The sequence below is a fragment of the Streptomyces sp. YPW6 genome (assembly GCF_018866325.1).
In the GTDB taxonomy this organism is placed as follows: domain Bacteria; phylum Actinomycetota; class Actinomycetes; order Streptomycetales; family Streptomycetaceae; genus Streptomyces.
The window spans coordinates 7,340,531-7,353,725 of the sequence record NZ_CP076457.1; the positions used below are offsets into that span (position 1 = coordinate 7,340,531).

The 13,195-nt window shown below is 72.0% G+C and carries 11 protein-coding genes and 2 pseudogenes; 7 read left to right on the forward strand and 6 right to left on the reverse strand.

The annotated features are described in order from the left end of the window. Window positions 1-102: 102 nt before the first annotated feature. Entirely contained in the window at window positions 103-975 is an 873-nt protein-coding gene (locus KME66_RS32105; RefSeq protein WP_216328529.1) for an RNA polymerase sigma factor SigF, read from the reverse strand. A 570-nt stretch (window positions 976-1,545) separates the two neighbouring features. Here KME66_RS32105 and KME66_RS32110 point away from each other — a divergent pair. The 6 genes and pseudogenes from KME66_RS32110 to KME66_RS34635 all read left to right on the forward strand — a co-directional run. Further along, a complete protein-coding gene (locus KME66_RS32110; RefSeq protein ID WP_216328531.1) occupies window positions 1,546-2,289 on the forward strand; it encodes a GNAT family N-acetyltransferase in 744 nt (247 codons plus the stop codon). A 210-nt stretch (window positions 2,290-2,499) separates the two neighbouring features. After that, window positions 2,500-3,645, forward strand: a complete 1,146-nt coding sequence (locus KME66_RS32115) for a PP2C family protein-serine/threonine phosphatase (RefSeq protein WP_216329763.1) — start codon at window positions 2,500-2,502, stop codon at window positions 3,643-3,645. Between the two features lie 67 nt (window positions 3,646-3,712). Beyond that, window positions 3,713-4,408, forward strand: a complete 696-nt coding sequence (locus KME66_RS32120) for a TetR family transcriptional regulator (protein WP_216328533.1) — start codon at window positions 3,713-3,715, stop codon at window positions 4,406-4,408. Continuing rightward, a complete protein-coding gene (locus KME66_RS32125) occupies window positions 4,405-5,253 on the forward strand; it encodes an SDR family NAD(P)-dependent oxidoreductase (protein WP_216328535.1) in 849 nt (282 codons plus the stop codon). Before KME66_RS32120 ends, KME66_RS32125 begins: the two co-directional genes overlap by 4 nt. A gap of 96 nt (window positions 5,254-5,349) precedes the next feature. Then, window positions 5,350-6,390, forward strand: a complete 1,041-nt coding sequence (locus KME66_RS32130; protein WP_216328537.1) for an NAD(P)-dependent alcohol dehydrogenase — start codon at window positions 5,350-5,352, stop codon at window positions 6,388-6,390. Between the two features lie 56 nt (window positions 6,391-6,446). Continuing rightward, window positions 6,447-6,632 (forward strand): annotated as a pseudogene (locus tag KME66_RS34635) (ABC transporter ATP-binding protein); the annotation flags it as partial. On the opposite strand, the gene KME66_RS32135 reads toward KME66_RS34635, so the two are convergent. The 4 genes from KME66_RS32135 to dhaK form a co-directional block, all read right to left on the reverse strand. Continuing rightward, on the reverse strand, window positions 6,566-7,069 hold the full coding sequence (locus KME66_RS32135) for an NUDIX domain-containing protein (RefSeq protein WP_073224073.1): 504 nt from the start codon (window positions 7,067-7,069) through the stop codon (window positions 6,566-6,568). The pseudogene KME66_RS34635 and the gene KME66_RS32135 overlap by 67 nt on opposite strands. Window positions 7,070-7,167: 98 nt before the next feature. Then, a complete protein-coding gene (locus tag KME66_RS32140; RefSeq protein ID WP_073224072.1) occupies window positions 7,168-7,578 on the reverse strand; it encodes a PTS-dependent dihydroxyacetone kinase phosphotransferase subunit DhaM in 411 nt (136 codons plus the stop codon). Continuing rightward, entirely contained in the window at window positions 7,575-8,186 is a 612-nt protein-coding gene (gene dhaL, locus KME66_RS32145; protein ID WP_073224071.1) for a dihydroxyacetone kinase subunit DhaL, read from the reverse strand. Before dhaL ends, KME66_RS32140 begins: the two co-directional genes overlap by 4 nt. 43 nt (window positions 8,187-8,229) lie before the next feature. Next, window positions 8,230-9,222, reverse strand: a complete 993-nt coding sequence (gene dhaK, locus KME66_RS32150; protein WP_216328539.1) for a dihydroxyacetone kinase subunit DhaK — start codon at window positions 9,220-9,222, stop codon at window positions 8,230-8,232. A 561-nt stretch (window positions 9,223-9,783) separates the two neighbouring features. On the opposite strand from dhaK, the pseudogene KME66_RS32155 reads away from it, so the two are divergent. Further along, window positions 9,784-10,439: pseudogene (locus KME66_RS32155) on the forward strand (fasciclin domain-containing protein). 681 nt (window positions 10,440-11,120) lie between these two features. On the opposite strand, the gene KME66_RS32160 reads toward KME66_RS32155, so the two are convergent. Next, a complete protein-coding gene (locus KME66_RS32160; RefSeq protein WP_253208628.1) occupies window positions 11,121-13,043 on the reverse strand; it encodes a heavy metal translocating P-type ATPase in 1,923 nt (640 codons plus the stop codon). Window positions 13,044-13,195 lie beyond the last annotated feature (152 nt).

The window sequence follows — 13,195 nt, forward strand, 5'->3', positions numbered from 1 at the left end:
CAGATGTCTTCCCGAGGCCTCCGCACAAGAAGGGGTGTTGCGGTTCTGACTGATGCATCAGTCAGAACCGCAACACCTCCTGCCCGGGGTTCGCCCCGGCGGTCACTCCTCGACGAGCATGCCGCTGCGCAGCTTGCCCAGCATCCGGCTCAGCAGCCGGGACACGTGCATCTGCGATATCCCGAGCTCCGCGCCGATCTGCGCCTGGGTCAGCTCCTGAACGAAGCGCATGTCGATGATCCGGCGCTCCCGCTCGTCCAGCTCCTCCAGCAGCGGCGCGAGGGCGTGGAGATTCTCCACGATCTCCATGGCGGGGTCCGGATCTCCCAGCACATCGGCGAAGGTCCGTCCGGCGCTCTGGCCGGGCCCGGACTCCGCGGTGTCGGTGGGCATGTCCAGGGAGCCCGCCGTATACCCGTTGGAGGCGACGATGCCCTCCGTGACCTCGGACTCCTCCATCCCCAGGTACTCCGCCAGCTCCTTCACCGTGGGGTCGCGGTCGAGTTCGCCGGCCAGGGACTCCTTGGCCTTGGCGAGGTCGACCCGCAGCTCCTGGAGGCGTCGCGGCACGTGGACCGCCCAGCTCGTGTCGCGGAAGAAGCGCTTGATCTCCCCGACGATGTACGGCACCGCGAACGACGTGAACTCGACCTCCCGGGAGAGGTCGAAGCGGTCGATCGCCTTGATCAGCCCGATGGTGCCGACCTGGACGATGTCCTCCATGTCGCCGCTGCCCCGGTTGCGGAAGCGGTTGGCGGCGAAGCGGACCAGGGACAGGTTCATCTCGATGAGCGTGTTGCGCGCGTACTGGTACTCGTGCGTGCCTTCCTCCAGGACCTGGAGGCGGTCGAAGAAGAGACGCGAGAGCCGACGGGCGTCCAGCGGGGCGACCTTCCCGGGATCCTCGATCCACGGAAGCTCTTCGGTGGTGTCCGTCCGCTCCGCACCGGCGGTCTGCGCGGTCTGCACGGTCATGTTCCTTCACGCTCCCTGGTTCCTGGTTTCCGTAGGCCCTGAGGTCTGTTCGCCTTCCCGGCCGTTCGGCTCTCATGCGTCGCGGAGGGAGTTGTTCTGGCCACCCGGATCGAGTGGGGCGGAAACGCGCCCGGTTCAGCGCTGAGGAACCGTCACGCTGGGCCGTCCGGCAGGGGTGAGAGGCGGGCGCGCGTCACGGCCGCCCCCGAGGGGTGTGGGCGCTGCGGCACGGAGAACCGCCCCACCGGTACGGGGGAGCCCGGTGGGGCGGTCGCCACCAGACTGCCACAGGCGAGCGGCTGTTGGGGCCGCACCGGCACGTATTGGCCTGGGGATGAGTCGTTTTCGCCGCTCGTCCGCGTGCGGCACGCCTCCCTGCGGCTCCCCGCGGACTGTCGACGGCTGCGGATTCCCGCACGGATGTGCCCGGCGGAGCACCCGCCGTATCCACTGGCCTTTCCTCCGGCGGGTGCGCTGCGCCGGAAGCCGGAAGCCGGAAGCCGGAAGCCGGAAGCCGGGTACCCGCAGCCGGGGAACTCGCGTGTTGGCCGGAACGAGACCGAGGAGGCCATGTCCCAGAACGACGCCCTGCCCCGGACGGACGCCCCGTCCCGGCTCCACCCGCTGGACAACCCCGCCCGGTCCTCGCTCACCGGTCCGCACGCCCACTTCGCCGAGAGCCGTGGACGGGTTCTGCGCTATCCCGTCGACGTCACCCCGTGGATCGCGCTCCCCGACACCCCGGACGCCCGGGACTGGGCCGATGTCGCGGCGCTCGCCGGGCCGGGCCGCCCCGTCGCCCTGGCCGCGTTCCAGGCACCGCCGCCGAGGGACTGGGAGATCGTCTTCCGGGCCGGCGGCGTTCAGCTGGTCGACGCGTCGGTGGACGCCGCGCCCGACCCGGAGGCGGTCCCGCTGGGCCCGCGGGACGTGCCGGACATGCTGGACCTGGTGGCGCGTACCCGCCCCGGCCCCTTCCTGCCGCGCACGGTCGAACTCGGTGCGTATCTGGGGATCCGGCGGGGCGGCGCCCTGGTGGCGATGGCGGGGGAGCGGCTGCGCCCACCCGGCTGGACCGAGATCAGCGGCGTCTGCACCGACGCGTCCGTACGGGGGCAGGGGCTGGCGAGCCGGCTGGTCCTGGCGGTCGCGCACGGGATCCGGGAGCGCGGCGAGACGCCGTTCCTGCATGCCTCCGCCTCCAACACGCGTGCCGTCCGGCTCTACGAGTCCCTCGGCTTCCGGCTCCGCCGGCGTACGGAATTCCTCTCCGCCCTCGCCCCCGCCGCGATCCCCTCGGCCCACGGGACCTGAGACACCCCCGGCCCGGGGCCGAGGTCCCGGGCCGAACGCCCCGGACGGGACCTTCGGCACCCGCTCGGGTCCTAAGGCCTCCTGCGCGCGGGCCCGCCTCCCGGTCAACTGGAAAAGACCGGCCGAAACTGCGGGCGGCACCGAGGCACCCCGGGAGGACAGGCCGTGCCCATGAGGTTGCTGGACAGGGCACAGAAGCCACGGACACGGATGCGGCAGCGCGGTGTACGGCACCGGGGCGGGGCCCTGCCGGGCCCGGACGCGGGCATCGCGGCGGCGTCCCGGGGCCGCATCGGCAACGGGGCGCTGTTCGGCGGGCTGGCTCTGCTGACCCTGCTGGTCGTCCTCCTCGACAACACGACGGGCAACGACCTGCGGGTCGTCCCGCTGCTCGTGGTGGTTCCGGCGCTGGCATCGGTGTACTGCAGCCTCCGCCAGACCATCTGGGTCGCGGTGTGGATCACGACGGTCGTCGTGGGCTTCCGGGCCGGCGCGGACGGCACCTTCTGGGACTTCGTCTTCGGCATCGGCTTCGCGGTACTGGCCTGCGCCCTCGGGGTCGCCGCCTGCGCGGCGCGTATCCGGCACGCCACCGAGATGGCGCGACTGCGGTCCGCCGCCGTGACCCTCCAGCGTCAGATCCTGCGGCCGCTGCCCGTCGTCACCGACCACGTGTTGGCGTACGGGCTCTACGAGCCGATCGAGGAGGACCGCTTCGTCGGCGGAGACATCTACGAGGTCGTCGAGTCGCCGCACGGGACCCGGGTGATCATCGGGGACGTCCAGGGCAAGGGGCTCGCGGCCATCGGCGCCGGATTCGCGGCCATTTCCGCGTTCCGTGAGGCGGCCATCCGCGAACCCGCGCTCACCGGAGTGGTCCAGGCGCTGGAGGACGCGGTCGTCCGGCACAACGAGTTCTCCGCCCAGACCGGCGAGGCCGAACGCTTCGTGACCGCGCTCGTCCTCGGGTTCGACGGGGGCCGCCGGGTGGAGACGGTGAACTGCGGACACCTGCCGCCGCGCCTGCTGCACGACGGCCGGGCCTCGGCCGTCACGCTCCACCGGACCTCCGTCCCGCTCGGCCTCGCCGGACTGAGCCGGGAAGCGCGTACGGCCGAGTCCTTCGACTTCCCGCGGGGCGCGACGCTGCTCGCCGTCACCGACGGGGTGACCGAGGCCCGCGACGCCGACGGTGCCTTCTACCCGTTGGACGAGCGGGTCGCGCCCTGGGCCGGGCACGGCCCGCGCGAGCTGCTCGACGCCCTCCATGGCGACCTGGAGACGTTCTCGGGCGGCATCCGGCGCGACGACGTCGCCGCACTGGCGCTGCACCGCGCCCCCGCGGCCGCCCTCTGACGCACCCACCTGATGTCCCTGCGAGACGAATGTCGCGTGGGGACATTTTCAGGTGTACGGTGCACCTATGACTCCGGAACGGAAGATCCCGGAACGGCGCAGCCGTAAGGCGCGCCGCACCCGCGACACCCTGGCGCAGGCCGCGTTCGAGCTCGTGCTCGACCGGGGGCTGCGGAACGTGACGGTCGAGGAGATCGCGGAAGCCGCGGATGTCGACCGCCGTACGTTCAGCCGGTACTTCCCGAGCAAGGAGGCCGCCGCCCTCGACTCCCTGCGGGGCGACGGCGACCGCATCAACGCGGCCCTGCGCGCCCGCCCGGCCCCGGAACCCCCGCTCCTCGCGTACCGGCGGGCCGTCCTCGACTGGCTCGCCGACCCCGGGGCGGAGGCCTGGCACCGCCGCCCCCGGATCTTCGAGCTGCTGGTGGTCGCGGAGGAGGAACCGACGCTCTACGCCGTCTTCCACCACATCCGGGTGGACGCCCAGGAGGACTCCATCGCCATCGTCGCGGACCGGCTCGGCGTCGATCCACGGCAGGACATCCGTCCCGCCGTGACCGTCGCCGCCGGAGCGGGCGCGCTGCTCGCGGCCCAGGCCGCCTGGGTGCGCGGGGGCCGCCCGGACGCCCTGCCCGAGCGGGTCGTCGAGGCCTTCGACGCACTGGCGGAAACAGTCGGAGCGGCCGAGTCGGCGGAAGCGGCGCAGGCGGCACGAGCAACAGAAGCAACAGAAGCAGCAGCGGAAACAGAGGCAAGCCCATGAGCACCGACCACAGCTCCACCCCCGCGCACACGGACACGAACACGAACACGAACACGGACACGGACACGGGCACGGGCACCGACCCGGCCTCGGCCTCGGCCGAGTTCGCGGGCCGCACGGCCCTCGTCACCGGCGGCGCCTCCGGCATCGGCCTCGCCCTGGCCCGGCGGCTCGCCGCGGGCGGTGCGGCGGTCGTCGTCGCCGACTACGACGAGGAGAGCGCGCGCAAGGCCGCCGCCGAACTGGAGAGCACCGGAGTCCGGGCCGCCGCCGTCGCGATGGACGTCACGGCCCCGGCCTCCGTCGAGGCGGGCGTACGGTTCGCGGTGGACACCTTCGGAGCCCTCCACCTGGCCGTGAACAACGCGGGTATCGCGGGTCCCAGCAGCCCCACCGGTGAGTACCCGGTCGAGGACTGGAACCGCGTCGTCGCCACCAACCTCAGCGGTGTCTTCCACTCGATGCGCTACGAACTGCCCGCCATCGTCGCGGCGGGCGGCGGCGCGATCGTCAACATGTCGTCCATCCTCGGCACCAACGGCTTCGCGGGCTCGCCCGCCTACGTCGCGGCCAAGCACGGCGTCGTCGGCCTCACCAAGACCGCGGCACTCGAATACGCCGCCCAGAACGTCCGGATCAACGCGGTCGGCCCCGGCTTCATCGACACCCCGCTCCTGCGGAACGCCGACCCGGCCGCCCGCGAGCACCTGATCTCCCTTCACCCGGCCGGACGCCTCGGAACCGCCGAGGAGGTCGCCGAACTCACCGCCTTCCTGCTCTCCGACAAGGCCTCCTTCATCCACGGCAGCTACCACCTGGTGGACGGCGGCTATTCCGCCCCGTGACCGGGGCCCGACTGGCGGGCGGGGGACGCGCGGGCGACAAAGGGAGCACGGGTACCGAAGAGACCGGGCAAGAGCGAGAACGAAGCGAGGAGACCCATGAAAGCCGTTCAGTACCGATCCGCCGGCGCCGCCCCCGAGGTGGTCACGGTCCCGGATCCCGAGCCCGGCCCCGGCCAGGTCCTGCTGAAGGTCACCGCCGCCGGCGTCTGCCACTCCGACATCGCCGTGATGAGCTGGCCCGCCGACCAGATCCCCTTCCCCCTGCCCCTCACCCTGGGGCACGAGGGCGTCGGCACGGTCGCCGCACTCGGTGACGGCGTCGACGGCTTCGCGGTCGGCGACTCCGTCGCGGTGTACGGCCCCTGGGGCTGCGGCACCTGCGTGAACTGCGCCGAGGGCAAGGAGAACTACTGCCTGCGCGCCAAGGAACTCGGCATCCTGCCGCCCGGTCTCGGCGCTCCGGGCGCCATGGCCGAATACATGATCGTCGACGACCCCCGCCATCTCGTCCCGATCGGCGACCTCGACCCGGTGAGGACGGTGCCCCTCACGGACGCCGGCCTCACCCCGTACCACGCGATCATGCGCTCCCTGGCGAAGCTCGTGCCCGGTTCCACCGCCGTCGTCATCGGCACCGGCGGCCTCGGTCACGTCGCGATCCAGCTGCTCCGCGCCATGACGGCCGCCCGGGTGATCGCCCTCGACGTCACCGAGGACAAGCTCGCCCTGGCCAGGACCGTCGGTGCGCACGAGGTGGTCCTCTCCGACGAGAAGGCGGCCGACCGGGTCAGGGAACTGACCGGCGGCCTCGGCGCCCACGTGGTCCTCGACTTCGTCGGAGCGCCGCCCACCGTGCGGACCGCCGGAGCCGTCGCCCGCGTGGACGGCGACGTCACCGTGGTCGGCATCGGCGGCGGCGCCCTCCCGGTCGGCTTCGGGACACTGCCGTACGGGACCAACGTCTGCGCTCCCTACTGGGGCTCGCGCAAGGAGCTCGCCGAGGTCCTCGACCTGGCCCACGCCGGAGCGGTGGACGTGCACGTGGAGACGTACTCCCTCGACGAGGCTCCGCTCGCGTACGAGCGCCTCCACGACGGCAGGATCAACGGCAGGGCCGTCATCCTGCCCAACGGCTGAACTCCCCGTCGCCGGTCACCGCCCCGGCCCGGGGCGGGCCGCCGAGGGCGGGGCCGGCTCCCGACCAGTACCGGGGCGCGGTCGTCGCCGTCTCGCACGACCGCAGCTTCCGGGCCCGCTTCACCGGCGACATCCGAGAACTGCGAGCAGGACGCCAGGTGAGCACGGCCCCGGCCTACGCATCGGGGGAGACGGCCGTCCCGCGCACCCGATCGCGCAGCCGGTCGACGAACACCCGCTGACCGGCGACCAGCCGTTCGACGGCCTCTTCCGGCGTGCACCAGGCGAACCGGTCCATCTCCGGGAACTCCTGCTGCACGCCGGACCCCCGCGGCCACTCCATCGTGAACGTCCCGGGCACGACGGACGCGAGGTCCACTTCGGCCTCCAGGGCCCACACGGTCACCGTCTTGCCGCTGCGCTGCCGCGCCTCGCCCAGGGAGATCCACTCACCCGGCGGGACGGGCACCCCCAGCTCTTCCGCGAACTCCCGCCCGGCGGCCGCCTCCGGACCCTCGTCCGGCCCGTACTCACCCTTCGGCACCGACCACGCGGCCGTCTCCCTCCCCGCCCAGAACGGTCCGCCCATGTGCCCGATCAGCACCTCGACATCCCGCTCGCCCGCGTCCTCGGTGACCCGGAAGACCAGGAGTCCCGCACTGCGCCTGCCTGTCGACATGCCGACAAGTCTGCGGCGACGGGGAACGGGGCGCCACCGGGGTGCGGGGGAGCCCCGTACACCCGTGCGGCGCCCCGCCAGGCCCCTGCGCGCATCCCCTACGTCTTGCGGTAGCCGTACGCCTCCGAGGCCGCCGCCTCCACGGCCGCGAGGTCGCCACCGGCCGAGGCCGTCACGACGGCGGCCACCGCACCCTCCACGAACGGCGCGTCCACGAGCCGGGTGTTCCCGGGCAGCTCATCTCCCTCGGCGAGCATGGACTTCACCGTGAGGACCGCGCTCCCCAGATCCACCAGGACCGCGACCCCGGCACCCCGGTCGACCGATGCGGCTGCCCGCCCGATCAGCTCCGCGCTCGTCCCGAGCCCCCCGTTGGGCAGACCCCCGGCCGGGGCGACCGGCGCGGTCACCCCACCGGCGGCAAGCCCCCGGGCCAGCTCGGCGACCGACTCGGCGACCGGACCGCTGTGGGAGACCAGCACGATGCCCACCTGCTGTTCGCCGCTCACCCGTCCACTCCGTCCGTCGCCGTGGCCGCCAGGGTCTCGACCAGCAGCGCCGCCGAGGTCGCTCCCGGGTCCTGATGCCCGATGCTGCGGTCGCCGAGATAGCTGGCCCGGCCCTTGCGCGCCCGCATCGGCACCGTCGCCACGGCACCCGCGCGGGCCGCTTCGGCGGCGCCGTCGAACGAGGTGGCGAGGGCCTCCGCCGCGGGCAGCAGCGCGTCGAGCATCGTCTTGTCACCGGCCTGCGCGCCGCCCAGCTGCCCCACCGCTGCCACCCCCGCCGCGAACGCCTGGGCGAACTGCGCCGGCGTCACCTCGCCATCGTCCCCGAGCGCCTTGCCCGTACGGCGCAGCAGCGTTCCGTACAGCGGACCCGAGGCGCCGCCGACCGTGGAGATGAGCTGCCGTCCCGCCAGGGTGAGCACCGCACCCGGGGTGGCGGGGGCGTCCTTCTCCAGCACCTCCGTGACCGCCGCGAAGCCGCGCTGGAGGTTGCTGCCGTGATCGGCGTCCCCGATCGCCGAGTCGAGCTCGGTCAGATGGTTCGCCTCACGCTCCACGGACGCCGCGGCAGCGGTCATCCAGCGGCGGAAGAAGTCGGTGTCGAGCACATGATCTCCTGTTCCTCTACCGGGCACGCATCCCGTCGGCGGCTCAGCGGCCCCAGCGGAGCGCGGCCGTCTGCACGGGCGCGTCCCACAGGCGCAGCAGTTCCTCGTCGACCTGGCACAGTGTCACCGAGCAGCCTGCCATGTCGAGCGACGTCACGTAGTTCCCCACGAGCGTACGAGCCACCGCGACCCCTCGCTCCGACAGCGCACGATGGACCTCGGCGTTGAAGCCGTACAGCTCCAGCAGCGGCGTCGCCCCCATGCCGTTGACCAGCGCCAGCACCGGGCCGGTGGGCCGCAGGTCCTCCAGGACCGCGTTCACGGCGAAGTCGGCGATCTCCCCGGAGGTCATCATCGGGCGCCGCTCACGCCCCGGCTCCCCATGGATGCCGATCCCCAGCTCCAGCTCGCCGGCGGGCAGGTCGAAGGTGGGGCTGCCCTTCGCCGGAGTGGTGACGGCGCCGAGCGCCACCCCGAAGCTGCGCGAGGCCCCGTTCACCTGCCGGGCGACCGCGGCCACCCGGTCCAGCGGAGCGCCCTCGTCCGCCAGTGCGCCGGCGATCTTCTCGACGAACAGCGTCGCTCCCGTACCGCGCCGCCCGGCCGTGAACGTACTGTCGCTCACGGCCACGTCGTCGTCCACCACCACCTGGGCGACCTGGACCCCCTCCTCCTCGGCGAGCTCGGCGGCCATCTCGAAGTTCAGCACGTCACCGGTGTAGTTCTTGACGACGAACAGCACCCCCGCTCCACTGTCGACGGCCGCGGCCGCCCGCACCATCTGGTCCGGAACCGGGGAGGTGAACACCTCCCCGGGACAGGCGGCCGACAGCATGCCGGGTCCGACGAACCCGGCATGCAGCGGCTCGTGCCCGGAACCGCCCCCGGAGACGAGCCCCACCTTCCCCGCCACGGGCGCGTCCCGCCGGGCGACCACACGGTTCTCCACATCGACGGTGAGCTCGGGATGCGCGGCCGCGATGCCCCGCAGCGCATCGGCGACCACGGTCTCGGGAACGTTGATAAGCATTTTCATGCCGGTCTCCTGGTGAGCGTAGCAGAGGGCTTCGTGACCTGCGTTTTTCCAGGTCAGCAAGGGTGTGGCCGGTTGTGGATCTTGGCGGTCCGTGGCGGCTTGCTGCGCCTCGTGGCGGTACTGATGCTGACTGCTTGCTGAGTTTCCTGACTGGTCGTCAACTCTGGGTGGGCGCTTTTCGATCTTGAGGAGGAGGCTCCCGGGTGCTCCAACGTGATGATGCCAACGTGGCGTGTCCGATGCCACCGCAAAGGCGGCCTGCAAACGTCGGAGCTTGAGGCAGTTGGCTTGGACCCAGGAGGAGGTGGGTGATCGTGGGCGTCTGAGTCCGAGGCTGCTGAGTGGTGCGGGTCAAGCTGGACGCAGCACTGAGGTGCTCTTGCGGCAGGTGGGGTATCGCGGGGCGGGCCGGACTTCTCCACGCGGAAAGGTCATGCGGGTGATGAGGAGACTGCGCCGGCGGCAACATCACCACGACGGGACATCCAGATTCGGCGTCCCGGACCGGATCCTGACCGAGTGGGGCAGCCGAGGTGTATCCGAAGGCGCAGGAGAGCTCCCGTGAACGCCTTCCGCTTCCGCCGTGCCGCCATCGCCGTCACCGCGGCCGTCACCCTGCCCTCACTCTGGCCGCCTGCGGCGGAGACGACAGCTCCTCCGACGCGGCTGCGGACAACGCCAGCAGCTCCGCGCCCGCCGAGGAGAAGTCGAGCCCGGCGGCGGAGGAGAGCACGGCCATGGATGGGCCGTTCGGCCCGGCGTGCGCGTCCGTTCCGCAGGACGGGGCGGGATCCTTCGACGGAATGGCCCAGGACTCGGTCGCCACCGCCGCCTCCAACAACCCCGCACTGTCCACCCTGGTCACCGCCGTGAAGAAGGCCGGTCTCGTCGACACCCTCAACAACGCGCAGAACATCACCGTGTTCGCGCCGATGAACGAGGCGTTCGCCAAGATCCCGAAGGCCGACCTGGACAAGGCCCTGGCCGACAAGGAGACGCTCACCAACATCCTCACCTACCACGTCGTCGGCGAGAGGCTCTCTCCGCAGGCGCTGGAGAGCGGCACCTTCGAAACCCTCCAGAAGTCCACCTTGACCACCAAGGGCTCCGGCGAGGAGTACACGGTCAACGACACCTCCAAGGTCGTCTGCGGCAACGTCCCCACCGCCAACGCCACCGTCTACATCGTCGACACCGTCCTGATGCCCAAGGCCTGACCGTCGTATTCCGCACCTGCCATGCGACGACGCGGCAACGCTCCCTTCCGTGAACCTGGAATGGCGGGCTTGCCGCGCGCCGCCGCCCGCTGGAGCCGCATGCTCCAGCAACCGATCCCGAGCCGTCTCCCCCTCCCCGGCTCGGGGCCCTCGTGCGCTGGGGAAGGCCTCGAGGGCGCCGCTGCGCGGTGGGAGCGGCTCCGGCCGAGTGGCGTTGCTCTGGCGATGGGTCGGCTGCGGTTCGGCGGTGGCTGCCTGGGGGTGGGCCGGGTGGCCGGCCTCGGTCTGTGGGCCGTGCCGGAGGCCGGGAAGCTCACCCGGGCCGACGAGCGCTCCGGCCCTTCGGCCCGTCGGCCGCCCGGGCGGCGGCTCCCAAGCCGAGTGCTGTCAGACCTCCGACGACAACAGGGAGGCCGGGGCCCGGAAGGACGTACATGGCCGCTCCTGCCGCAGTGGCGACGGCCCCGCCGGACATCGGCACGACGCCCATGAACGATGGCTTCACACCTCTTCCGTCAACAGTGTTGCCGCGACCTGTCTACCCGTGGTGGTCCGGCACTGCCCGGCCGGTCAACCCCGAGCGAATCACGTGGCGGGAAACAAAGATCCAGGGCTGGATTGCCGTCCACTGCGAGACACGCCGCGCCGGGTAGTCTGCCGCTGTTCCTGCCGTACGGATAGTCACAGGGTTCCCCTCCCGGCCTCGCCGGGCCAGGCTGCTTCGCGCAGGAGGCGCAGGCCGTTGAGTGCGACGATGACGGTGGATCCCTCGTGTCCGGCGACACCGAGCGGCAGCGGGAGGGTGCCGATCAGGTCCCAGGCGACCAGGGCGGCGATGAAGGTCCCGGCGATGGCCAGGTTCTGCAGAACGAGGCGGCGGGCCCTGCGGGACAGGGCCACGACGGCGGGGATGGCGGCGAGTTCGTCGCGTACGACGACGGCGTCGGCGGTCTCCAGTGCGAGGTCGGAGCCGGCCTTGCCCATGGCGATGCCGACGTGCGCGGCGGCCAGGGCGGGGGCGTCGTTGACGCCGTCGCCGACGACCAGCACGCGCAGACCCTGCGCTTCCCACTTCCGTATGGCGGCGACCTTGTCCTGCGGGAGGAGGCCGGCGCGCACGTCGGTGATGCCGAGTTCGGCGGCCAGTTGGCGCGCGGCACGTTCGTTGTCACCGGTCAGGAGGGCGGGGGTCCGGCCGGTCAGTTCGGTGAGCGCCGCCAGCGTGGCCTTCGCGTCCGGGCGCAGCCGGTCGGCGATGCCCAGCACGCCGGCCGGAGCGCCGTCGCGCAGGGCCAGGACGGCAGTGCGGCCCTGGTCCTCCAGGGCCCGCACGTCGGCGGCCACTCCCGGTCGGCCGGTGGCGTCCAGGTGGGCCGGGGACCCCACCTGGACGGTGGAGCCCACGATGGTGGCGCTCACACCTGCGCCGGGGGCGGAGGCGAAGTCGGTCGCCTCGGCGATGGTGAGGCCGCGCTCGCGGGCGGCCTGGACCACGGAACGGGCCAGTGGGTGCTCGCTGGGGTGTTCGGCTGCGGCCGCCAGCGCCAGCAGCGTGTCCTCGTCCAGGCCAGAGGCGGGCGTTGGACGGATGTCGGTGACGCGTGGGGTGCCCTCGGTCACGGTACCGGTCTTGTCCAGTGCCACCATGTCGGCCTGGCCCAGGCGTTCCATCACCACAGCGGATTTGGCGAGCACGCCGTGGCGGCCGGCGTTGGCGATCGCGGACAGCACCGGTGGCATCGTCGAGAGGACCACCGCGCATGGGGAGGCGACGATCATGAACGTCATCGCGCGCAGCAGTGCCGACTGGAGACTGTCGCCGAAGGCGAGCGGAACACCGAAGACGGCCAGGGTCGCGACGACCATGCCGATCGAGTACCGCTGCTCGATCTTCTCGATGAACAGCTGGGTCGGAGCCTTGGTCCGGGAGGCTTCCTCGACCATCTTCACGATCCGGGCGATCACCGAGTCAGCCGGGTCGCGATGGACGCGCACCCGCAGGGCGCCGGTGCCGTTCACCGTGCCGGCGAAGACCTCGTCGCCCGCGTGCTTGGCGACTGGCAGGGGTTCACCGGTGATGGTGGCCTGGTCGACATCGCTCGCCCCTTCCAGGACCTGTCCATCGGCGCCGACCCGCTCGCCGGGGCGCACCAGGACCACGTCACCTACTGCGAGGCGTTCCGCGTCCACCGTCTCCTCGGTCCCGTCCTCGCGCAGCCGGGTCGCAGTTGCGGGGGCGAGGTCGAGCAGCCCGCGTACGGAATCCGCAGTGCGGGCGGTCGCGACAGCCTCCAGGGCGCCGGAGGTGGCGAAGATGACGATCAGCAGCGCGCCGTCCATGACCTGCCCGATGGCTGCGGCGCCGAGCGCCGCGACGACCATCAGCAGGTCCACGTCCAGCGTTCTGTCCCGCAGGGCCTTGAGGCCCTCCCATCCCGGCTCCCAGCCCCCGGTGACGTAGGTCGCGGCGAAAAGCGGGCCCCACACCCAGACCGAGGCGTCCAGCAGGTAAACGGGAAGCGCGAGCAGGAACAGCACCACGGAGGCCAGGGCCCACCGCGCCTCCGGCAGCGCCAGCAGGCGCGTACGCCGCCTCGGTGCCATCGCGCGCGACACCTCGGCGATCGCCGACTCGGGCCTTTGACCCGCGACAGAAGACATGACAGAACAACCCTTCACGGGCAGACGACGGGCAACGCGCTCACCATACATGAGTATGTGAACAGGTCTTCATGTATTGCGCGTATGATGACGCC

Coding starts and splice junctions, on each gene's coding strand:
- KME66_RS32125 (WP_216328535.1), top strand. CDS start 4,405: ATGAGCACCGACCACAGCTCCACCCCCGCGCACACGGACACGAACACG.
- KME66_RS32130 (WP_216328537.1), top strand. CDS start 5,350: ATGAAAGCCGTTCAGTACCGATCCGCCGGCGCCGCCCCCGAGGTGGTC.
- KME66_RS32160 (WP_253208628.1), bottom strand. CDS start 13,043: ATGGCACCGAGGCGGCGTACGCGCCTGCTGGCGCTGCCGGAGGCGCGG.
- KME66_RS32110 (WP_216328531.1), top strand. CDS start 1,546: ATGTCCCAGAACGACGCCCTGCCCCGGACGGACGCCCCGTCCCGGCTC.
- KME66_RS32105 (WP_216328529.1), bottom strand. CDS start 975: ATGACCGTGCAGACCGCGCAGACCGCCGGTGCGGAGCGGACGGACACC.
- KME66_RS32135 (WP_073224073.1), bottom strand. CDS start 7,069: ATGTCGACAGGCAGGCGCAGTGCGGGACTCCTGGTCTTCCGGGTCACC.
- KME66_RS32120 (WP_216328533.1), top strand. CDS start 3,713: ATGACTCCGGAACGGAAGATCCCGGAACGGCGCAGCCGTAAGGCGCGC.
- dhaK (WP_216328539.1), bottom strand. CDS start 9,222: ATGAAAATGCTTATCAACGTTCCCGAGACCGTGGTCGCCGATGCGCTG.
- KME66_RS32115 (WP_216329763.1), top strand. CDS start 2,500: ATGCGGCAGCGCGGTGTACGGCACCGGGGCGGGGCCCTGCCGGGCCCG.